We start from the raw sequence: 20,186 nt of genomic DNA, 5'->3' as shown, positions 1-20,186 counted from the left end.
TCTCCGTATCTTCGTGGTGAGATTTGATTTTCATGCCCGACGCCTATCCCTTCAACCCTGCCGAGGTCGCCGAGCGCCTGCTGGCCTGGTACGCCGATGAGGGGCGCGACCTGCCCTGGCGGCACACCCGTGACCCCTACCGTATCTGGCTCTCCGAGATCATGCTGCAGCAGACCACCGTGGTCACGGTGGTTCCCTACTACGAAAAATTTCTGGCGGCCTTTCCCGATATCGAAGCGTTGGCGGCGGCTCCGGTGGAGGCGGTCATCGAGCTCTGGGCGGGGCTCGGTTACTACCGCCGCGCCCGTCATCTGCACGCCGCGGCGGTGAAGGTGGTGGAAGACTTCGGCGGCAGCTTTCCCGCGAGCCCGGAGGAGATCCTCTCCCTGCCCGGTGTCGGTCGTTCGACCGCCGGGGCGATTCTCTCCATCGCCTTTGACCAACCGGCACCGATTCTCGACGGCAACGTGCGGCGGGTCCTCTGCCGGCTTTTCGCCCTGCAACTGCCGCCCCGTTCAGGGCGGGCGGAGAACCTGCTCTGGGGCTGGGCGGAGGTACTGACCCCGGCTGACCGGCCACACGATTACGCGCAGGCGATCATGGATCTCGGGGCGATGGTCTGTCTTCCGAAGCAGCCCGTTTGTCCCTCCTGTCCGCTGACAGACCTCTGTCAGGCGCGTCGCCGGGGGTTGGAACGGGAGCTGCCGCCGAAGTCTGCAACGAAGACGGTGCCGACTGTCCGGCAGGTGGCGCTGTTGTTGTGGCGCGACGGCCGGCTGCTGGTACGCCGCCGCCCCTTTGACGGCATGCTGCAGGGTCTCTGGGAATTCCCGGCGACCGATCTGCTCGTCCATGAAGGAGGCGGAGACTCTGCCCGCCGGTTGCTGGCGGAGCAGGGAGGGGTGGGTGAACCGCGGCGGGTCGGCGAAATCCACCACGCCTATTCCCACTTCCGGCTCGAACTGGAGGTCTGGTCCGCGCCGTTTCCGGAGCGCTGCAGGGTAGCGGAACAGGGGGAGTGGCGCTGGGTCGACCCGGCCGCGCTGGCCCGGACACCATTGCACGGTGCCCACCTGAAGGCGGCGAAGTTGCTGGACTCGCCAGCCTGAATCTGTCACCATGGCGAACTTATGAACAAGACTCCGATTATTGAAGATGCCTCCGAACTGGCGGAGTTCGCCCGCTTTCTGGCGGATCAGCCGGTGATCGCCGTTGATCTCGAAGCCGACAGCATGCACCATTTCACCGAGCAGGTCTGCCTGCTGCAGTTCACCGCCGCCGGGCGGACCATGCTGCTCGATCCGCTGGCGCTGCCCGACCTTGAGCCGCTGCGGGCGATTTTTGCCAATCCGCGGCAGCGAAAACTGTTCCATGCCGCCGATTACGACCTGCGCTGCCTGCGGCGCGATTTCGACCTGCGGATCGACGGCTTGTTTGACAGCATGGTCGCCGCCCAGTTCTGTGGTGAGAAGAAGATCGGCCTGGCTGATCTGCTCGGCAAATATTTTGACCTGCGGATCGACAAGAAATACCAGCGTGCCGACTGGACGATTCGTCCCCTGCCGGGCGAGATGATCGCCTACGCGGCCGGGGATACCGCTGACTTGGAGCGGTTGGCCGGGGTGCTTGAGCAGCGGCTGGAAGAGCTCGGACGAACCGGGTGGCACGCCGAAGAATGCGCCCTGCTGCAGGAGGTGGCCTTCGAAGAGAACGGCGGTCCGCTGTTTCTGCGTTTCAAGGGGGCCGGGCGTCTCGACCGTCGCCAGCTGGCCATTCTTGAACAGCTGCTGCAGTGGCGCATCCGCCGTGCCCGCAAACGGGACGTGCCGCCGTTCAAGATCATCGGCAACAAGCCGCTGCTGGCCGTCGCCACCGCCGCGCCGCAGACCGCCAGGGCTCTCGGTCGGCTGGAGGGGATGTTTCCGCGCCTGGTCGAAAGGTTCGGCCGTGAACTGCTGGAGTGCGTGAGTGCAGGGTTGGCGATTCCGGAAAAGGAGTTGCCGGGTTTCCCGCGCGGCGCGCGGCGTCTGCGTGACCCTGAAGCGGACAAGCGTTTCGAGCGCCTGAAGCAGTGGCGCCGGCAGCAGGCGGAGCGGCTGCAGCTCGATCCCGGGGTGATGATCAACAATGCCCTGCTCGAAGCGATCGCCTACCAGCCTCCGGGGAGTCTCGATGACTTCGCCCGGTTTGAAGGCATGCGCAACTGGCAGCGGCAGGAGTTCGGAGCGCAGATCCTGCAGGTGCTTGATCACGGATGACGTTGATCAGGGCGGCGGATATTCCATTCTGAAGCAAACGCGCGGGTAGCAACCCGCGCGTTTGCTTTTGGGTTTACCTTCCCGTTTGCGGCAGTGGGTCCAGCAGCCGGTTCAGCTCCTCTTGCGGAAGGACCTTTTCCCGCAGGCAGAGGGCGCGGATCGTTGTCCCTTCCCGGAAGGCCTGTTTGGCCAGCTCCGAAGCACGGTCATAGCCGATGCGCGGCGCCAGGGCGGTGACCATGGCCAGACTCTGTTCGACCAGTTCGGCACAGCGTTCGGCGTTGGCCTGCAGCCCGGTCACACACTTCTCAGCGAACAGCCGCGCGGCGTTGGCTGCCAGCTCAATGCTCTCCAGCAGGTTGCGGGCCAGCAGCGGCAGCATCACATTGAGTTCGAAATTGCCCGCCAGTCCGCCGAGAGTGATGGTGGCGTCATTGCCGATCACCTGGGCGCAGACCTGGATCAGGCACTCCGCCATCACCGGATTGACCTTGCCCGGCATGATGGAACTGCCCGGCTGCACGGCCGGCAGACTCAGTTCGCCATAGCCGCCGCGTGGCCCGCTGGCGAGAAGGCGGATATCATTGGCGATTTTGAAGAGGGCCACGGCGCAGCTTTTCAGGGCTCCGCTCAGGTTGACGACCGCATCCCTGGCCGCCTGGGCCTCGAAGTGGTTGCGTGCCTCGCTGAATTTCAGCCCGGTTTCCTTTGTCAGTCCCGAGCAGACGCGGGCGGCAAACTCCGGGTGGGTATTCAGCCCGGTGCCGACGGCGGTGCCTCCCAGGGGCAGCTCCAGCAGCCCCGCGGCGCTCTGCTGGAGCCGTTGCCGGGCCAGTTCGAGCTGGCGGGTATAGCCGGAAAAGACCTGGCCGAGACGGATCGGCACCGCGTCCTGCAGGTGGGTGCGCCCCAGCTTGACAATCGGATCGAACTCCTCAGCCTTGTCCTGCAGGCTCTTCTGCAGCTGCTCCAGGGCCGGCAGCAGATGTCGGTGCAGTTCTTCGGCGGCAGCCAGGTGGATGGCGCTGGGAAAGACGTCATTGCTTGACTGGCCGAGGTTGACATGATCGTTGGGATGGACCGCCTTGTCGCCGAGGTTGTGGCCGAGGACGGCGGCGGCACGGTTGGCGATCACCTCGTTGGCGTTCATGTTGCTGCTGGTTCCGGAACCGGTCTGGAAGATGTCGATCGGGAAATGCTCATCGAGATCTCCGTTTGCCACCTCGGCGGCGGCCTGCGCTATCGCTTCGGCCAGGTCTGCCGGCAGCAGTCCCAGTTCGGCATTGACCTGGGCCGCGTGCTGCTTGATCAGGCCCAGGGCGCGGATCATCGCCCGCGGCAGGGGCCGGCCGGAGACCGGGAAGTTGTTGACCGCACGCGCGGTCTGGGCGCCGTAGAGGGCAGCGGCGGGGACCTGCATGCTGCCCATCGAATCGGTTTCGGTGCGTTGTTTCTCTCGGTTCATCGGCATTCTCCTTTTGCAGCCAGCTTATCAATCCCGTCATGGCTGTCAATGGCCTGAATCAGGACGAATTTTACTCTGGCTAAAAATACTGCTTCGCCGCTGTCGCGCCTTCATGTAGAATGTCCCGGTGAATTCCCTCGCTTTTGTTCTCATTCTGTTCTCGGCGCTGATGCACGCCCTGTGGAACCTGCTGGTCAAGCAGAGCGGGGACAAGACCGCCTATATCTGGTGGATGTTCCTGCAGTCCGGGATCCTCTTCAGCCTGATCATGTTGCTGGCGGCCGGGCCCTTTCCGCCGCTGTCGCCCCGCCTGCTGCTGCTTACCGCCGGCGGGGCTGTCTGTTTCGTCCTCTACCACCTCTTCACTGGACGCGCCTACCGTGAAGGGGATCTGTCGATGACCTACCCGTTGGCGCAGACGGCGATGCTCTATGTTCCCCTTTGGGGGGTGCTGCTGCTCAAGGAACATCTGTCTCCGCTTGGGGGGGCCGGCATCCTGTTGATTGCCATTGGGGCCTATGCCGTGCAGCTGCGCACCCTGAGGATGTCCGAAGTGCTGCGCCCGTTTCACAACCTGGGAAGTTCTTCGGTACGCTTCGCGCTTGCAGCGGGGCTGGTCTATTCCTTCGGCGCGGTGATCGACAAGAGCGGGGTGACCCGTTATGATCCGTTGCATTTCACTTACCTGCTGGTTGTCTGGATGCTGTTGCTGATGTCGCTCAACCTGTTGCGGTCGGGCAACAGGGGGCGGATCCCGGCCGAATGGCGCCGTCATCCGCGACTGGTCCTCTGCGCCGGTCCGGTGATGCTCTGTTCCTTTCTCAGCTTTCGTTACGGACTGCAGCTGGCGCCGATGAGCTACGCGGTGCCGGTGCGCCAGGCTTCGTTGTTGATCGCCGTTTTGATCGGGGTGGTTTTTCTCGGTGAACGGGCCGGTCGCATCCGGTTTGGTGCCACTCTGCTGATTCTCGCCGGAGTCTGCCTGGTCCGTTTCGGTTGAACCCAAATCCGCCGGCAATTTCGGGATTCGGGTGTCGTTACGGCTGAATCTGCTTCGTTGCCTTCACCGCATCGGTGCTCAACGTAGCTCGGCTACGTTTGCGCCCGAAGCGGAACGGCGCCTCGCATCTCCACCCGTCCCGCCACCCTCGGTCCGCAAAACTGCCGGTGGATTTGGGTTGAAGCTGGGCCGGGTGTCCCAGGCTGTGCTATAAACAGGCGGTACAGAATTTCCGTTTCCCGAGGGCTCTCTGATGAAAAACCTGGCCAATTTTCTGTTCGAGGTGGGGATGCTCAAACGCACCCCGCGCAGCGGCTTCCAGTTTCTCGGCTCCGGCGCCGAGTCGGTGGCCGAACATTCCTTTCGCACCGCCATGATCGGTTACACCCTGGCCCATCTGGATGGCCGGGCCGACGTCGGTCGGGTAGTGCAGATCTGTCTCTTTCATGACCTGCCCGAGGCGCGGACCGGCGATCAGAACTATGTCAACAAAAAGTACGTTCGTTCGGACGAAAAAAAAGCGGTCGAGGATCTGGCCCGCAACCTGCCGTTCGGCGACGACTATCGTCACCTGTGGCAAGAATTTGATGCCTGCGAGAGCCGTGAGGCGCAGCTGGCGCATGATGCCGACCAGTTGGAAATGATCCTGGCATTGAAGGAATACAAGGATCTCGGCAACCGTTACGCCGACGAGTGGTATCCTTATTCTGTTGAGCGGTTGCGGACCGATGCGGCGCGGCAACTGGCGGCGACCATCTGGGAGACCGATTCGAGCAAGTGGTGGTTCGATGATGATCACCAGTGGTGGGTGAAGGGAGAGCGGGGCCCTGCTTGACGCTGCCGGGCTTTAGTGTTACAAGTGTCCGCTTGAAAATTGTTACCTGAATCAGTGAGTTCCTGTGGGATGGAGAGGGCAATGACTTATGTTTATCCGCCGACAAGGAGTTTACTGATTCAGGTGTTACAGAACGGGGATTTCAGTTATGCTGGACAGCCGCTACCTGCGGGACAATCTGAAAGAAGCCGAACGCCGTCTGGTAACGCGCGGCGATGATGTTGATCTGTCCGCTTTTTGTGGGCTGGACGAGAAACGGCGCAGCCTGCTCGGCGAGGCCGAGGGTCTCAAGGCCGAGCGCAACCAGGTTTCGGCGCTGATCGGCAAGACCCGGGACAAGAGCCAGGTGCAGGGTGAGATCGCCCGCATGAAGGAGGTCTCGGCACGGATCAAGCAACTTGACGAGGCGCTGCGCCAGGTCGAAGGGGAATTGCAGGCGCTGCTGCTGACCATCCCCAATCTGCCGCATCCGGCTACGCCGGTCGGCGCCGCCGAGGAGGAGAACGTCGAGATCCGACGCTGGGGGACCCCGCGGCAGTTCGATTTCGAAATCCGCGATCATGTCGATCTTGGCGAAGGGCTCGGCATCCTTGATTTCGAGCGGGCCGGAAAGCTCTCCGGGGCGCGCTTTTCTCTGGCCCGGGGGGGCGGAGCCCGGCTTGAACGCGCACTGATCAACTTCATGCTCGACCTGCACACCGGCGAGCACAATTATATTGAAATATTGCCGCCCTTTATGGTAAACAGGGCGACGATGACGGGGACCGGACAGCTCCCCAAATTCGAAGATGATCTTTTTCATACCGAGGGCGTTGACCTCTTTCTGATCCCGACGGCCGAGGTGCCGGTGACCAATATTCACCGGGACGAGATTCTCGCCGGCGACCAACTGCCGCTCTGCTATACCGCCTATACCCCCTGCTTTCGCAAGGAGGCCGGGTCACATGGGCGGGATACCCGCGGTCTGATCCGCCAGCACCAGTTCAACAAAGTTGAGCTGGTGAAATTCGTTCGGCCGGAGGATTCGGATGCGGAGCTGGAAAAACTTCTCGGCAACGCCGAAAAGGTTCTGCAGCTGCTGGAACTTCCCTACCGGGTGATGGACCTGTGTACCGGCGATCTCGGTTTTTCCGCGGCCCGCACCTTTGATATCGAGGTCTGGCTGCCGGGGCAGGATTGTTACCGGGAGATTTCCTCCTGTTCGACCTTCACCGATTTCCAGGCCCGTCGGGCCGGTATCCGTTTCCGGCGCGAGGCCGGCGCCAAGCCGGAACTGGTTCATACCCTTAACGGTTCAGCGCTGGCGGTCGGACGGACATTGGTGGCGATCCTCGAGAATTACCAGCAGGCCGATGGCTCGGTGGTTATCCCCGCCGCCCTGCGGCCCTATATGGGTGGTCTGGAGGTTCTTGACGCCCGATAAAGAGTCTGCTGCGGAGGAGTGGCCGAGCGGTCGAAGGCGGCGGTCTTGAAAACCGTTGAGCGAAAGCTCCGTGGGTTCGAATCCTACCTCCTCCGCCATCCAAATCAAGCTCGGACGGTCGCGGTAGGATTCGAAGCACAGCGAGCGCGTCCGGTGGACGAAAAGCGGGCAGGATGCCCGCGGCAGCGAGCGTTGAACAACTGAATACGGAGAGGTGGCCGAGCGGCTGAAGGCGGCACCCTGCTAAGGTGTTGTACGGGCAACTGTACCGAGGGTTCGAATCCCTCCCTCTCCGCCAGTTTCACAACAGCAACGGCGTTCCCTGGAGGGATTCGAAGCGCAGTGAGCGCGTCCAGTGGACGAAAAGCGGGCAGGATGCCCGCGGCAGCGAGCGGAGGTGAGGTTACGCAGGAGCCGCCGGGATGGCGGTGACGCAGTGACCGAATCCCTCCCTCTCCGCCAGTTTCACAACAGGTTGGTTGATACGTGGAACCGGTTTTCCCGTGTCGATTGCTTGTTCCCCAGGCGGTCAGTCCGTCGTCATCAGTGAGGTCCTGTGATCGTGAAGACTTTGTTCAGGTCCACTCTTCTGTTGTCCCTTCTTCTGCTGCTTGTTGTCGGTTGCAGCAAGCAGGAGGAAGAACCGGCCAAGAAGCCATCCCCCCACGGGAATATCACCAAGCAGGAAGCCAAGATCGTCGTCCCCGAGTCGGTGGCCGGTCACTGGAAGGCCGTCAAGATTGCTGTTCAGGACAAGGAAAAGAGCAGCGAGGATATTTACACGGTCGATATCGGCTATTCATTCAAACTCGGCGATTCTGATCTCCGTCTGAAGGTGACCAACTTTCTGCCGCATTTCGTCATGGACGGCATGACCCTGACGTCCCTGAGCAACGACCCCAAGAATCCGGCCGCGCAGATCGTCATCACCGAAAAGGGCAAGCAGGTTTTCAAGGGCTGGCTGTTCAGTCTCTATCCCAATACCCATGCTTTTCAGCATCCGCGCTACGGCTTCAGCCTGGTCGGTTATGTGCCGGCGAACGGGGAAAAGGGAAAAAAGGGTTGACAAGAACGAGAATTTGAGAGATAACGCACTTCCCTGCGCCGCTAGCTCAGCTGGATAGAGCGTCTGACTACGGATCAGAAGGTCGGGAGTTCGAATCTTCCGCGGCGCGCCAATAATAACAAAGGGTTACAGGATTTCGTTCCTGTAGCCCTTTCGTTTTTTCGGGTTTTGCTAATAATTTTGCTAATAATGAAACCGGTTTCCCGCCCCCTTTGATTTCAATACCTGGCAGTGCTACTCTTGCTGAGAAGGGTTCGTATGTGGCTAGGGGGGCACCCTGTCACGAGGCTGCATCCGGGCCGGGGTGTGAGCCGTCCCGGCCATCGTCCCTTCTTGTTGCATCCCCCCCGTCTCTGCTGAAGCCGCATTACCTTATTGCAGTTTTTGCAGTGGGCTGTTGAGCCCTCATTTTCACTCCAGAAACCCCTCCCGCTACGACTGCAATAACTGCAAAAAGTTTTACCAGGTCGCTTCGCGTTCATCTGGCTGGGGTGGCTTCTATTCAAAATTCCAAGTACAGTTTTTCCAGCAAAATTTATCAGTGATTTGTCTGGGATTTGTCAGCGATTCCAGAAATCAAAAACCCAAAATCCCAGATACTAAAAACGCCATTTTCTCCAGACACCAGAACTGCTTTTATTAAGTCCAGCGATTCCAGATTCAAAAAAACAGCGATTCCAGAAACTGAAGTGCTTTTCTGCAGGATGGGATTGCCACTCCATGCGGGGATGAAAATCTGTACTTTATGGTCCCGTCATCGAAGGTGTTTCTGTCTGAATCGCCACCAGCATCCGAAGTTATCCTTCAGCGATCTGCCAGAAATTTCCTCATTCAGGTTCCCCCTGTACTCATTTCTTTAATAGCAGTGAAAGCTCATGCGTGTCCTCAGTCCGACATGCAACAGACAGTCATGATGGCTGCTCGTCTGGATAGAAGAAGAAAGGAGAATACAACGATGAAAGAGTCAGAAATCAAACCCATCTTTGTGCGCCGCAACCGGATCAAGGAACTGACCGGTCTCTCCCCCTCGACGGTCTGGCGCCTGGAGCAGCAGGGCCGGTTTCCCAAACGCCGGAAAATCGGACCGGGTTGCACCGGCTGGTTGTATGAAGAGGTTCTCGAATTCCTGCGGGGCAGTGAAAAGGTCTCTTGATCCTTGCCGGCCCTTCCTGGATCCGTGCTGGAGGAAAACGTCACCATGAAAACAGACCTGGCTGCAGGGTTTGACCGGTTGGAACCAGGAGGATGGGTTCCGCGTCCTCTTCCCGAAGAACTCCCGCCGGTGAAGAGATTAGAGTTTGCCATGCTGCCTGATGCCCTGGCTCCCTGGGTCATGGATGTCTGGGAGCGGATGCAATGTCCTCCCGATTACCCGGCGGTATCGGCCATGGTCACCCTTTCCGGAGTGGTGGGGCGCAGGGTGGCTGTCGGTCCACAGGCCGAAACCGACTGGATGGTGGTGCCCAACCTGTGGGGCCTTCTGGTCGGCCGGCCGGGTCTGTTGAAGTCTCCGGCCATGGAGGCGATGCTCGCTCCCCTCAAGACATTGGCGAGTGAAGAGCTGGAAGCTTACCAGCAGGCCATGGCTGACCATGAACTGGAGGAACTCGCCTTTCGCCTGCGGCGTGAGGCGGCAGAAAAGATTGCCAGAAAAAGGTTGGCCCATGATCCGACAGCCGACATTGCCGGGGACCTCCTCGGTTCTCCGCCGGAGCCTCCCGTGCTCAGGCGCTACCTGAGCAATGACAGCAGCGTGGAGGCGCTCGGCGAACTGCTGCGGCAAAGCCCGGACGGAATTCTCGTGCATCGGGATGAGATGATGTCGTTGCTGAAACAGTTGGACCGGGAAGATAATGTCGCGGCACGGGGCTTCTATCTGACGGCCTGGAACGGTGACAGCGGTTACACCTTTGACCGGATCGGTCGCGGTTTGAATCTGCATATCCCGGCCCTGTGTCTGTCGCTGCTGGGGTCCACACAGCCGGGGCGCCTGGTGATGAGATGGTCTCCCCCCGCTACCTAAATCGGCGTCTATGCGCCATGATGGAGAATAGTAACTTTCCATCAACGAGGAGCGAGAGGAGACCAATATGAATATTATCACTGTCGGCTTGGATTTGGCTAAAAGTGTCTTTCATGTTGTCTGTTTCAACGATCACTTCAAAGAGGTCAAAAAACGGATGCTTCGACGCAATCAGGTTCTTCAGTTTTTCGCTCAGTTACCGCCCTCCCGGGTCGGTATGGAGGCTTGCGCAAGCTCCCATTACTGGGGGCGTGAATTGCGCGCCCTGGGTCATGAAGTGAAACTGGTTCCGCCTCAGTACGTGAAACCCTATCTGCGCGGCAACAAGAATGACTACAATGATGCGCGTGCCATTGCCGAAGCTGCGACCCGCCCATCCATGCCATTTGTCGCAATCAAGACGGTAGCCGAGCAGGATATGCAAGCTATTCACCGAATGCGCGCCCAGTGTATTAGAGATCGGACGGCTCTAAGCAACTCAACACGAGGCTTGCTGGGCGAATTCGGCATTGTTCTACCCAAAGGGCTGACAACCTTACGCAAAAGCATCCCTGGGTTGCTGGAGGATGCGGAAAATGGCTTGAGCGATCGATTCCGAAACCTGTTGGTACGACGTTACGAGCAGCTGGTAGAACTTGACGAACATATCGCTTTCTACACGAATGAACTGGTGGTTTTGAGTCAGCAGGATGATGCCTGCCAGCGCCTGCAGACAGTTCCAGGTTTTGGTCCTATCGTATCGAGTGCTTTTCGTAGTGCTATCGGTGATGGTCGTGCCTATGGCCACGGTCGGGCTGCCTCAGCGTCACTGGGCCTAGTTCCTCGTCAGCACAGCAGTGGTGGGAAAGACAACCTGCTCGGCATCAGCAAACGGGGGGATCGCTATCTGCGTAGTCTGCTCGTCCATGGAGCCCGAGCTGTCGTCGTCCAGGCCGCCAGAAAAGATGACCCACTGAGTCGCTGGATCAATCGAATCCGCAAAGAACGCGGTTGGAACAAAGCCGTTGTGGCGATGGCGAATAAGTTGGCACGCATCGGTTGGGCCATTTTGAGATACAACACCATTTATCAGCCCGTTTCAGCGGCATCGAGGCATTAACCCGATTCGCTGGGAATAGGAAGGGAACTCTCCCACCAGAGATTGCGAAGGCTCTGTGACGAGCAATGACGAAACAGGTCAGACCAGCGTATCGAAAACCTGAATAGTCCGACGGTTAGCAGAAACCGTCCTGTCGATAAGGACGATACGCGCGAAAATCATTGAGGCCCGAGGATATAAATTTCCTCAAAAAGAGGCCGGATATACGGCAGCAATCCTGTCCCTGTCATGCCCATACAAAGCCCTTGCAAAAAGGGGGGGAGACCATATACGGGCTATGTCCGGTCGGTTCTCGATGGCGGCTCGGGGGATGACGGCCTGCTGCAGCGCTTTGGATTGCTGGTATGGCCGGATCTTCCGGATCGGTGGCAGGACGTCGATCGTCGGCCGGACGAAGATGCCAGGCGGCGGGTGCTGAATGTTTTTCGCAGGCTGTCCCGGGTGTCCACAGCGGACATTGGCGCCGAACAGCGTGGCGATGGACCGCCGGTATTGCGGTTCGATCCGGAAGCGCTTGAGCTGTTTCGTTCCTGGCGCGCGGTTCTGGAGGAGCGGCTGCGTTCGGACGAAATGCACCCCACCATTGAAAGTCACCTGGCAAAGTACCGCAAGCTGGTTCCCACCCTGGCACTGTTGTGCCACCTGGTTGATGTTGGACAGGGCCCGGTCGGTGCCAGGTCCGTCAGGCGTGCCCTGGCCTGGGCGGATTACCTGGAAAGTCATGTCCAGCGAACCTATGCGGCGGTGACCCTGCCTGAAGTGGCGGCCGCAAGGGCGATCCTGAGACGTATCCGCGCTGGGGATCTGCAACCGGCTTTTCGAGGGTGGCAGATCTGGCGCAAAGGGTGGGCCGGCCTCAAGGATCGTTCCCTGGTGCAAGAGGCCCTTGAGCTGCTCTGTGATTACGGCTGGCTGCAGAGGGAACACCGCACCAGCAAGGCGACTGGAGGCCGGCCGGCGGTCATCTACCATCCCCATCCATCCATTGTCGAAGATGGACCTTGTTCCTGAGCTTTCAGAGAAGCTGCAATAACTGCAAAAAGTCCAGGTTGTACATCGAGGCTGATTTTTTCGTGCTGCCAGTCGAGCCTGGACTTTGGGGATTAACCTGAATCGGTGAGCCCCTTGTCGGCGGATAGCACAAGTGCTTGACCTGCCTGAACTTCCCCAAAATCACCAGCGAACCTATGGGGGCGCTTCAGATTTTTGGAAATCTCATTCAGGCCAAGCACTTGCACTCTGCATCCAACAGGAACTCACTGATTCAGGTTTAAGCTTTCATAGAGATTGCTTGGCAATCTGGCCTGCCGCCGGTGCGTGGCGCTGGGAGGGGGGGCGCTCATGCGCGAGTGATCAGGTTGTGGGCGGCTTGGCCGTCCGCGACCGGCCCGGTTCCCCCGAGGAACAGGATTGATCCAGTGTGCGGGATAGGGAGTTTGTATCAAATCAAGCTGCCACCTTGTATACGTGTGGTTGCGGTAGAAAATATCTTGTATCTCGATGTTGGGGACCTTGCGCACAGGGGCTTTTCACTCTTTTACTTCTCGACTTGTCTAGTCAGGGTGGGGCATTGTCTCGTTTTGGCTTGAGCATAAAACTATTGTGGGCCGTCATCAGGACTTGTCCGTTGTTGGCAGTTTTGTTATAAAATGTATTCAATTTTTTGAGATATCTGTTTGGGGAGGGGTTGATATATGTTGTCTTATCCGGTTCGTTGCGGGAGACTCTCCATTATTTTTTTTGCTGCCATGCTGATGCTGGCGACTGTCGGCCGGGCAGAAGAGTTGCGTTACACGAGGTTCAATATACATGCTCAAGTAAAATCCGAGACTGTAGCCAAGGCGAGTTATGCGAATTATACCAACCCCAGCCACGGACATATTATCATCCCTGCGGGGACCAAGGTAGTTGTCAAGGATAAGTCCAGAAAAAAAATAGTTTTCGGCTACGCTGGTGACACCAAGACTATACTTTTTGATTATCATGCCCCGCGTATGCAGATGAGCGTTGATGAGTATCTGGAAAAGATTACCTCATCGACTCCCGTTTTTTGGGACCATTTTTCTACACTTGACAAGGAGGGCATTGCCAAGGGCAAGGTCTTGCCTGGGATGACCCGTGAGGGGGTTATGACTGCACTCGGTTATCCCGCCACCCACCGAACCCCATCTTTGGAGGCGGCTACCTGGATTTACTGGACCAACCGCTTCGGTACCATTGGTCGATTTCGATTCGGATGGAAAGGTAGCAGCCGTTCGCGACTGAGATAGCGGTTTCTTCCCAGAAAGGTAAATTCTTTGAGCGAAGTAGGGAAACTCGCTCTCGTTACTGGCGGGAGCAAAGGTATTGGTGCAGCTATTGTCCGGGAACTGGCTGTCGATGGTTTTGACATCTGGCTGAACTACTGCAGCGACCATGAGGCCGCTGCTCGGGTCGCCGATGACCTTGTGGTTCTCGGAAGGCGCTGTGAGCTCATTTCGTTTGACGTTGCTGATGCCCAGGCCACGGGAAAAGCACTTGAGGAACGTCTGCAGTTGCAGGTTCCGGATGTTCTGGTCAATAATGCTGGGTTTGCACGCGATGGCATTATGGCCATGATGAGCGCCCAGGACTGGCAGTCGGTTGTGGATGTGCATCTCGGCGGATTTTTCAATGTCACTCGTCTCGTAGTGGCCCGTATGTTGAGACGCCGCCAGGGGCGTATCATCAATATTGTCTCTACGTCCGGTGAAACCGGGGTTGCTGGACAGACGAATTATTCCGCAGCCAAGTCCGGCTTGATTGGTGCGACCCGTTCTCTGGCTGCCGAAGTTGCCAAGCGTAATATTCTTGTCAATGCGGTTTCGCCCGGATTTATCGCTACTGAGATGACGGCAGACCTCCCGTTGGAGCAGATTCGGGCCCAGGTCCCCTTGGGGCGCATGGGCACTCCCGAAGAGGTTGCCGGCGTCGTTGCCTTTCTTGCTTCAGACCGTGCCAGTTACATCACTGGACAGGTGTTTGCCGTCAATGGTGGCGTGCATACCTGAGACAAGGGAGAGGGAGATGCAGCGCGTTGCCATAACCGGTATTGGAATTGTCTCCTGTCTGGGGAGCGATTTGAGCACGGTTGAAAAGGCCCTTCAGGAAGGACGTTCTGGCATTGTTGTGGACCCGCGGCGGATTGAGCTCGGTTTCCGGAGCCCGCTGACCGGAACGATTTCCGATTGCGACTTATCCCTCCTGTCACGTAAGCAGCGTAAGAGTATGCCGGATTTTGCTCAATGGGCCTATGTCGCGGCAACTGATGCCCTGAAGATGGCAGGCCTGTCAGCTGAAGAGATCCGGAACCCCCGTTGTGGGCTGATTTTTGGTTGTGATTCGAGTTGTCTGGCGGCGGTTGAGCAGGTGGACCAACTGCGTCGGGCCGAAGAAACCCACGGCATCGGTAGTGGTCTCATCTTCCGTTCCATGACCTCGACCATAACGATGAATCTCAATACGCTGTTGCAGACTCAAGGGGCCTGCTGGAGTCTCTCCTCTGCCTGTTCTAGTGGTGGGCATGCTGTGGGACAGGCTGCCGAGCTGATTGCCGGTGGTCGGCAGGATGTGGTCATTTGCGGTGGGGCACAGGAGATCAACCCGGAGTCGATGTGCAGTTTTGATGCCTTGGGAGCCTTCTCGGCCCGGATTACGGATCCTGAGGCCGCCTGCCGCCCATTCGACCGGGGCCGCGATGGCTTGGTTCCAAGCGGAGGGGCGGCCGGGATAGTGCTGGAGAACTTTGACCGGGCGCGGCGGCGCGGTGCCCCTATCTTGGGAGAAGTGCTCGGGTATGGATTCTCCTCCGACGGGGAAGCTCTCTCTGTCCCGAGCAGAACTGGCCTGAGTCGGGCCATGCAGATGGCCTTGGCGCAGGCTGGCATTAGCGCGCCGCAGGTCGACTATGTCTGTGCGCATGCGACCTCGACTCCGGCAGGTGATTTCGCTGAGGCAGTCAATCTCCACCGGGTCTTCAGCGATGATGGCCCTTGGGTTTCCTCTCTGAAGGGGATGGTGGGGCACGAGTTATGGATGGCTGGGGCGGCCCAGATTGTCTATGCCAGTCTGATGGCACGTAGCGGGTTTATCGCTCCGAACCGCAATTATGCCGAACCTGATCCCGAAATGCCGCCGTTGCGTATTGCCCGAACAGCCATTGATCGGGGACCTCGAACTGTTCTTTGCAACTCCGCCGGGTTTGGTGGCACCAACGCGGCCCTGGTGGTTCGGTTCAGGGTATGAAACAGACCGGTTTGGTGATAGGAGGGGGGCTTTCTGGCCTGTTCTGTGCGGGCTTTCTTGCTCTTTTGGGTTACCGCGTCGAACTGTTCGAGGCAGCTCCGCGACTGGCCCCGGTCGTGCGTGGATTTTGGCGTGACGGGTGGTATTTTGACACTGGGTTTCACTACACTAGTGGTTTGGGTGAGGGTGGAATCCTCGCGCGAGTCTTTCGTTTTCTGGGGATCGCCGATGCCTTGCAGGTGGTACGCCTCAATCCCCAAGGATTTGATGGGGTGCGCTTCAAGGACGGAGAGGAGTTTCTCTTTCCTGCCGAGGTGTCGGAATTGAGGCGGGGGTTGGCGGAGCGGTTTCCTGCTGACGCCGAGGGGATTGGTGCTTTTTTCAATCAGATTGACCGGGTCTGCAACGGGCTACCGATGTTGAAGCTCAAGCCTCGCAGCGTGCCGGATGCAGAGGTCGAGAACGCGTGGCGGTGCAGCCTGCAGACGGTCATTAACAAGCATATCCGGGATCCGCGGCTCGGCCGACTCCTCTCGCTGCATTGTTTGCTCCATGGGGTGGCCCCTGAGCATGTCCCTTTCGCCGTGCATGCCGGGGTGGCTGGTCTTTACTACCGGGGAGCACATACCCTGCGTGGTGGCGGCGAGCGTTTAGTCGAGGTACTTAGAGCGACCCTGCTGTCTCTTGGGGTGAATGTCCACTGTAATGCGCAGGTTACGGCCATAAAGCTCCGGGCGGATCGAAGTATAGACGGCGTGTGTCTGCAGGACGGACGGGAATTTGTGGGTAGGCACTGTATTGCAACCCTGCATCCCCATGCCCTGCCAGGCCTGTTGCCCGACAAGGCCCTGCGTCCGATCTATATCCGGCGGCTCAGGAGTCTTCAGTCTAGTGGTTCTGCCTGCTGCCTGTTCGGTTATCCGAAGCGGGCGATCCCACAGCTGGAAGGAAGGAATCTCTACCTCGAGTTTGACTCTGCCAATGGTCAGGCCCCGATCTACCTGACGCGCGGTAGTGGGGAGGCTCATTCGGGGGTGATTGCCATCTGTCCTGAGGTAGAGACGGATTGGAACATACCTGACTACCGGGAGCGAAAACGCCAACGCCTGGTTGAGATTCAACAGGCAATCGAGTGCCATTCGCCCAATCTGGCCAGAGATATCTGCTGGGTTGATGGTGGCACACCTAAAACTTTCCAGAGATATGCCAATGCGCCGGTTGCAGGGCTTTACGGAGCGGCGCACTGTCTTGATCAGGTCAACCCACAACCGCGCACAAGAGTTGAGGGATTGTTTCTTGCGGGGCAGGCTGTGGTCGCGCCCGGTCTGCTCGGCACTGCATTGTCGGCCTTTTGGGCCTGCCAGGAGATGTGTGGAGACCAGCGTCTCAGAGAAGGACTGATGACATGTCAATGAATCGGGTTGTCGTTACCGGCTATGGCGCAATTTCGCCTTTTGGGGTGGGGGGGGAATGCCTTTTCGACAATCTGTGGCAGATGCAGAGTGCTGTTAGGCATGTTTGTGAGACCAAGCGGGTTGCCGGAATCAGGACCGACTTGGCGGCTATCGTCCCGGAGGTGAACGAGAAGAGCATCCCGCGTAAATTCCGGCGTTCGATGTCGGCAATGTCTATCTACGCAACTCTGGCGGCCAAAGAAGCGCTATCGATGGGTGGTCTGGACGGCAGCGACTTAGCGGAGGTGGGGTTGGTTGCCGGTTCTACCATCGGTAGCACGCTGACCACGGAAAAATTCTTCCGCGACTTTTTGCGTGATGAGAGTCTGGAGAGAATGCGCTCAACGGTCTTCTTCCAGATCATGAACCACAGTGTGGCAGCCAACTTGGTTCAGGTTCTTGGGCTGGGCGGTCGGGTTCTGGCTCCAGGCGCCGCCTGCGCCACCGGCTGTCAGGCCGTCGGTCTGGCCTACGAGTTGATTGCTGCAGGACGCCAGACACAGATGCTTTGTGGGGGTGCGGATGAATTTCATCCCTTAACCGTGGCAACCTTCGACATTATGAACGCTGCGGCGTCAGGGGCTGAGGATCCACAAGCTGCTTCATGTCCGTTCGATGAAAAACGCCAGGGTTTGGTCTGTGGTGAAGGGGCAGGCTTTCTGTTGCTCGAAAGCTTGCCAAGTGCCCTACGGCGTAAGGCGACCATTCTTGGTGAGGTGGTGGGTTTTGCCTCGCTGGCCGACTCGGGCAATATTGCCAATCCCGACTCGAACGCCATGGAACGTTGCATGCGCCAGGCTATTGAGGATGCCGGTCTGGGGGTCGAGGAGCTTGATTACATCAATGCTCATGCGACCGCTACCCCGCAGGGGGATGTGGCCGAGGCGACCGCAATAGCCCGACTGGTCGGTACGCAGGTTCCGGTTAGTAGTCTCAAAGGCCATCTTGGTCACACCATGGCCGCCAGTGGGGCGCTTGAGTTGATCGCAACGCTGCAGATGTTGCAGTCCGGAATGCTGATTCCAACCCGAAATCTGGAGCGGCCTGACCCGCTCTGTGGTGGAATCAGTTTGCTGACGGAGCCGACCAGGACAGCGGCACGGGTCGCCCTGAAGAACAGTTTTGCCCTAGGGGGCATTGATTCATCACTTGTTGTAAGGAGTTATCAAGTATGACCGATCAAGAAGTCATTGCCCTGATCAATCGGACCCTGTGTGAGGAGTTCGAACTCGACCCCGAGACGATGCACCCGGGAGTGACCCTCTACGATGAGTTGGAACTCGACAGCCTCGATGCAGTGGACATGGTTGTTGCTCTAGAGCAGGCATTCCAGATCAGGATCCGGGAAGAGGAGCGGATGCGGCAGATCCGTACCTTGGGTGAGATTCATGCCTATGTGCTGGAAAAATACCATGCGCTGGCCTCTTGAACTCTCATGGAGCAGGTATCGCAACAAACTGAAACCAGAGGCAAGGGTTATTGGTGGACGATCGTCTTGATGAATCTATGGGTCTATCCCCTGTTGTTGGTCTGGACTCTTATCGGCATTCTGCTGTCGCCCCTGTTGTATGTCCTTTGGAGATGTTTGACTCCATGGCCTCCCGCTGTTGTTATCCGACATTTTATCTGGCTGTATGGGCGTGGTTGGCTGTTGATTAACAGGCCTTTTGTTCGTTTCAGCATTGAGGGTGCGGAGCAGTTGTGTGCCCTTGGCCCAGCGGTTCTGGTGGTTAACCACCTTTCCTTTTTTGATACCTACTGCATGGCTCTGTTACCGATTTCCAACATCGTCTTTGCGGTACGTTCCTGGCCTTTCCGGATGTGGTGGTATAGACGCTTCATGCTGCTGGCGCGCTATCTTAATGTTGAGGCTGGAGACTGGGAGATTCTTCTGAAGAAGGGACGGCAGGAATTGGCCAAAGGGGGAACGCTGTTGTTCTTTCCGGAAGGACATCGGAGTAAAGATGGCAAACTCCAGAGGTTCTATGCTGGGGCTTTTCAGATTGCTGCAATTGCAGGGGTTCCGGTTGTCCCTCTTTGCCTAACCGGAACCGACTTATTGTTGTCGCCGGGCCGCCGACTGCTGAGGCCTTGCACGGTGAAACTAAGGGTGTTGGAGCCGATTATTGCCCAGGAAGTACCGGTGGAGGAGCAGTCGCGCTATCTGCGCCAACAGTCTCGGCGGGCTATCGGCGAGTCATTGGGGAGAGGCTGAATAGCATGGTTGGAGAGAGTTCATGATGCCGTCCTGTTTCCCTTTGGTCGCCGAGCCTTTCATCCCCCATCGCCCACCGATGCGCTTAGTTGAGAGCCTGCTCAGCTGCGGTGCTGAACAGGCTGAGGTTGAGGCATGCGTCGAGACCGGGCATCTGCTTCTCGGCGTTGACGGTAGGCTAGAATCGCTGACCGCAGTGGAGATGTTGGCTCAGGCTCAGGCCGTGGCCCAGGGCTATCGTGATCGACAGGCTGGCAAGTCGGTCAGGATGGGCTACCTTGTCGGTATCAGAAACTTCGAGGAGTTCGACCAGGCACGGCTAGGTGAGCGATTGCGGATTCGGGTCGTGACCAAAGTTGAATTGGGAGACTTTGCCCTGGTCGAAGGGGAGATCCGTGTCGGCAGTCGGCTTTTGGCCCGGGGAGAACTGAAACTCTGGATTGACTCTGGAGAGGGGGAAAATGGTTAGGGCGTTGATTCTCCTGCTGATGTTGTGCGGCTTCACGTTGCCAGCAGTTGCGATCGAAGACCTGCCGGCGGTACTGGCGCGTATCCGTCAGGCGGCAACCGGGGTTCAGAGTCTCGAAAGTGACTTTATACAGGAAAAGGATCTGGCAATGTTCGCCACTACCATCCGTTCCCGCGGCCATCTCGCGTTTATGCGTGAGCGTCGGTTGCGCTGGGAGTTGCTGGAACCCTCCGCCAGCGGTTTTGTTCTCGATGGTGAGCACGGCCGGCGTTGGCACAACCTGCAGGGCAAGGATGAGCGCTTCGACATTAACGACGATCCGCTGATGGCAGCGATCTCTGGTCAGCTCCTTGCCTGGTTTCGGGCAGATTTTACCTGGTTGCAGCAACAGTTTCGTATTGAGTTGCTCGATACCGATCCAGTGCGATTGGTGCTGCATCCGCTGGGCGACAAGGGGCCGCTGCAGCAGATCGAGATCACCTTTGCGGCTGACGATCGCAGCATCACCCGAGTCGAGTTGACCGAGCCGGATGGCGATAGTACCCGACTGGTATTCGAACATACTCGAATTAATCCGACGCTCGATTCGGCCCAGTTCCGTTGATGTCGCTGGAGA

General features: G+C 58.4%; 20 protein-coding genes and 3 tRNA genes. 22 read left to right on the top strand and 1 reads right to left on the bottom strand.

All coding sequences use genetic code 11. The annotated features are described in order from the left end of the window. Window positions 1-32 precede the first annotated feature (32 nt). Window positions 33-1,109, top strand: a complete 1,077-nt coding sequence (mutY, locus tag C2E25_RS06355) for an A/G-specific adenine glycosylase (protein ID WP_103114927.1) — start codon at window positions 33-35, stop codon at window positions 1,107-1,109. Window positions 1,110-1,130: 21 nt separating this feature from the next. After that, window positions 1,131-2,258, top strand: coding sequence for a ribonuclease D (locus C2E25_RS06350; protein ID WP_103114926.1), 1,128 nt, complete (start codon window positions 1,131-1,133; stop codon window positions 2,256-2,258). Window positions 2,259-2,331: 73 nt separating this feature from the next. Here the strand turns inward: C2E25_RS06350 and C2E25_RS06345 are convergent, their stop codons facing one another. Further along, complete coding sequence (locus C2E25_RS06345) at window positions 2,332-3,723, bottom strand: class II fumarate hydratase (protein ID WP_103114925.1); 1,392 nt, start codon at window positions 3,721-3,723, stop codon at window positions 2,332-2,334. A gap of 127 nt (window positions 3,724-3,850) precedes the next feature. On the opposite strand from C2E25_RS06345, the gene C2E25_RS06340 reads away from it, so the two are divergent. The 20 genes from C2E25_RS06340 (at window position 3,851) to C2E25_RS06245 (ending at window position 20,174) form a co-directional block, all read left to right on the top strand. After that, window positions 3,851-4,723 carry an EamA family transporter gene (locus tag C2E25_RS06340; protein ID WP_103114924.1) on the top strand — a complete coding sequence of 291 codons (873 nt, stop codon included), beginning with the start codon at window positions 3,851-3,853 and terminating at the stop codon, window positions 4,721-4,723. A 253-nt stretch (window positions 4,724-4,976) separates the two neighbouring features. Further along, entirely contained in the window at window positions 4,977-5,558 is a 582-nt protein-coding gene (locus C2E25_RS06335; protein ID WP_103114923.1) for an HD domain-containing protein, read from the top strand. Window positions 5,559-5,706: 148 nt separating this feature from the next. Then, window positions 5,707-6,981 (top strand): serine--tRNA ligase, encoded by a 1,275-nt coding sequence (gene serS / locus C2E25_RS06330; RefSeq protein WP_103114922.1) that lies wholly within the window; start codon window positions 5,707-5,709, stop codon window positions 6,979-6,981. A gap of 12 nt (window positions 6,982-6,993) precedes the next feature. Next, window positions 6,994-7,079, top strand: a tRNA-Ser gene (locus C2E25_RS06325). A gap of 110 nt (window positions 7,080-7,189) precedes the next feature. Next, window positions 7,190-7,279: transfer RNA gene (locus C2E25_RS06320), tRNA-Ser, on the top strand. 294 nt (window positions 7,280-7,573) lie between these two features. Beyond that, window positions 7,574-8,047 carry a DUF2155 domain-containing protein gene (locus C2E25_RS06315; protein WP_233189358.1) on the top strand — a complete coding sequence of 158 codons (474 nt, stop codon included), beginning with the start codon at window positions 7,574-7,576 and terminating at the stop codon, window positions 8,045-8,047. A gap of 35 nt (window positions 8,048-8,082) precedes the next feature. Beyond that, window positions 8,083-8,159, top strand: a tRNA-Arg gene (locus C2E25_RS06310). A gap of 843 nt (window positions 8,160-9,002) precedes the next feature. After that, window positions 9,003-9,200 (top strand): helix-turn-helix transcriptional regulator, encoded by a 198-nt coding sequence (locus C2E25_RS06305; protein ID WP_199177371.1) that lies wholly within the window; start codon window positions 9,003-9,005, stop codon window positions 9,198-9,200. Between the two features lie 150 nt (window positions 9,201-9,350). Then, window positions 9,351-10,070: a DUF3987 domain-containing protein gene (locus tag C2E25_RS06300; RefSeq protein WP_158247159.1), complete on the top strand. Its 720-nt coding sequence runs from the start codon at window positions 9,351-9,353 to the stop codon at window positions 10,068-10,070. A gap of 67 nt (window positions 10,071-10,137) precedes the next feature. Continuing rightward, window positions 10,138-11,169 carry an IS110 family transposase gene (locus C2E25_RS06295; protein WP_103114920.1) on the top strand — a complete coding sequence of 344 codons (1,032 nt, stop codon included), beginning with the start codon at window positions 10,138-10,140 and terminating at the stop codon, window positions 11,167-11,169. A gap of 228 nt (window positions 11,170-11,397) precedes the next feature. Beyond that, complete coding sequence (locus tag C2E25_RS06290; protein ID WP_103114919.1) at window positions 11,398-12,180, top strand: DUF3987 domain-containing protein; 783 nt, start codon at window positions 11,398-11,400, stop codon at window positions 12,178-12,180. A 683-nt stretch (window positions 12,181-12,863) separates the two neighbouring features. After that, a complete protein-coding gene (locus tag C2E25_RS06285) occupies window positions 12,864-13,439 on the top strand; it encodes a hypothetical protein (RefSeq protein ID WP_103114918.1) in 576 nt (191 codons plus the stop codon). 27 nt (window positions 13,440-13,466) lie between these two features. Continuing rightward, entirely contained in the window at window positions 13,467-14,198 is a 732-nt protein-coding gene (gene fabG / locus C2E25_RS06280) for a 3-oxoacyl-ACP reductase FabG (RefSeq protein ID WP_103114917.1), read from the top strand. A gap of 16 nt (window positions 14,199-14,214) precedes the next feature. Then, a complete protein-coding gene (locus C2E25_RS06275; RefSeq protein WP_103114954.1) occupies window positions 14,215-15,432 on the top strand; it encodes a beta-ketoacyl-[acyl-carrier-protein] synthase family protein in 1,218 nt (405 codons plus the stop codon). Beyond that, entirely contained in the window at window positions 15,429-16,847 is a 1,419-nt protein-coding gene (locus tag C2E25_RS06270; RefSeq protein WP_103114916.1) for a phytoene desaturase family protein, read from the top strand. Before C2E25_RS06275 ends, C2E25_RS06270 begins: the two co-directional genes overlap by 4 nt. Further along, entirely contained in the window at window positions 16,844-18,061 is a 1,218-nt protein-coding gene (locus C2E25_RS06265; protein WP_233189357.1) for a beta-ketoacyl-[acyl-carrier-protein] synthase family protein, read from the top strand. The genes C2E25_RS06270 and C2E25_RS06265 overlap by 4 nt, the downstream gene beginning before the upstream one ends. Continuing rightward, window positions 18,058-18,315: a phosphopantetheine-binding protein gene (locus C2E25_RS06260; RefSeq protein WP_103114914.1), complete on the top strand. Its 258-nt coding sequence runs from the start codon at window positions 18,058-18,060 to the stop codon at window positions 18,313-18,315. Before C2E25_RS06265 ends, C2E25_RS06260 begins: the two co-directional genes overlap by 4 nt. A gap of 6 nt (window positions 18,316-18,321) precedes the next feature. Beyond that, the gene (locus tag C2E25_RS06255; RefSeq protein ID WP_103114913.1) at window positions 18,322-19,101 is read left to right on the top strand and encodes a lysophospholipid acyltransferase family protein; all 780 of its coding nucleotides are present in this window, start codon (window positions 18,322-18,324) and stop codon (window positions 19,099-19,101) included. Between the two features lie 22 nt (window positions 19,102-19,123). After that, a complete protein-coding gene (locus tag C2E25_RS06250) occupies window positions 19,124-19,570 on the top strand; it encodes a hypothetical protein (protein ID WP_103114912.1) in 447 nt (148 codons plus the stop codon). Window positions 19,571-19,574: 4 nt separating this feature from the next. Then, window positions 19,575-20,174: a LolA family protein gene (locus C2E25_RS06245; protein ID WP_158247158.1), complete on the top strand. Its 600-nt coding sequence runs from the start codon at window positions 19,575-19,577 to the stop codon at window positions 20,172-20,174. The last annotated feature ends 12 nt before the right edge of the window (window positions 20,175-20,186 follow it).

This window comes from Geothermobacter hydrogeniphilus (genome assembly GCF_002898515.1).
Classification (GTDB): domain Bacteria; phylum Desulfobacterota; class Desulfuromonadia; order Desulfuromonadales; family Geothermobacteraceae; genus Geothermobacter_A.
Note: the sequence above shows the minus strand (reverse complement) of the source record. Positions and strands in the feature narration are given on the sequence as shown.

What these genes read in the sequence shown, in the direction of transcription:
- mutY (WP_103114927.1), top strand. Translation starts at nt 33, where the DNA reads ATGCCCGACGCCTATCCCTTCAACCCTGCCGAGGTCGCCGAGCGCCTG.
- C2E25_RS06275 (WP_103114954.1), top strand. Translation starts at nt 14,215, where the DNA reads ATGCAGCGCGTTGCCATAACCGGTATTGGAATTGTCTCCTGTCTGGGG.
- C2E25_RS06250 (WP_103114912.1), top strand. Translation starts at nt 19,124, where the DNA reads ATGATGCCGTCCTGTTTCCCTTTGGTCGCCGAGCCTTTCATCCCCCAT.
- C2E25_RS06295 (WP_103114920.1), top strand. Translation starts at nt 10,138, where the DNA reads ATGAATATTATCACTGTCGGCTTGGATTTGGCTAAAAGTGTCTTTCAT.
- C2E25_RS06300 (WP_158247159.1), top strand. Translation starts at nt 9,351, where the DNA reads ATGCTGCCTGATGCCCTGGCTCCCTGGGTCATGGATGTCTGGGAGCGG.
- C2E25_RS06345 (WP_103114925.1), bottom strand. Translation starts at nt 3,723, where the DNA reads ATGAACCGAGAGAAACAACGCACCGAAACCGATTCGATGGGCAGCATG.
- C2E25_RS06265 (WP_233189357.1), top strand. Translation starts at nt 16,844, where the DNA reads ATGAATCGGGTTGTCGTTACCGGCTATGGCGCAATTTCGCCTTTTGGG.
- C2E25_RS06290 (WP_103114919.1), top strand. Translation starts at nt 11,398, where the DNA reads ATGCCCATACAAAGCCCTTGCAAAAAGGGGGGGAGACCATATACGGGC.
- serS (WP_103114922.1), top strand. Translation starts at nt 5,707, where the DNA reads ATGCTGGACAGCCGCTACCTGCGGGACAATCTGAAAGAAGCCGAACGC.
- C2E25_RS06285 (WP_103114918.1), top strand. Translation starts at nt 12,864, where the DNA reads ATGTTGTCTTATCCGGTTCGTTGCGGGAGACTCTCCATTATTTTTTTT.
- C2E25_RS06255 (WP_103114913.1), top strand. Translation starts at nt 18,322, where the DNA reads ATGGAGCAGGTATCGCAACAAACTGAAACCAGAGGCAAGGGTTATTGG.
- C2E25_RS06270 (WP_103114916.1), top strand. Translation starts at nt 15,429, where the DNA reads ATGAAACAGACCGGTTTGGTGATAGGAGGGGGGCTTTCTGGCCTGTTC.
- C2E25_RS06350 (WP_103114926.1), top strand. Translation starts at nt 1,131, where the DNA reads ATGAACAAGACTCCGATTATTGAAGATGCCTCCGAACTGGCGGAGTTC.
- C2E25_RS06335 (WP_103114923.1), top strand. Translation starts at nt 4,977, where the DNA reads ATGAAAAACCTGGCCAATTTTCTGTTCGAGGTGGGGATGCTCAAACGC.
- C2E25_RS06305 (WP_199177371.1), top strand. Translation starts at nt 9,003, where the DNA reads ATGAAAGAGTCAGAAATCAAACCCATCTTTGTGCGCCGCAACCGGATC.
- C2E25_RS06260 (WP_103114914.1), top strand. Translation starts at nt 18,058, where the DNA reads ATGACCGATCAAGAAGTCATTGCCCTGATCAATCGGACCCTGTGTGAG.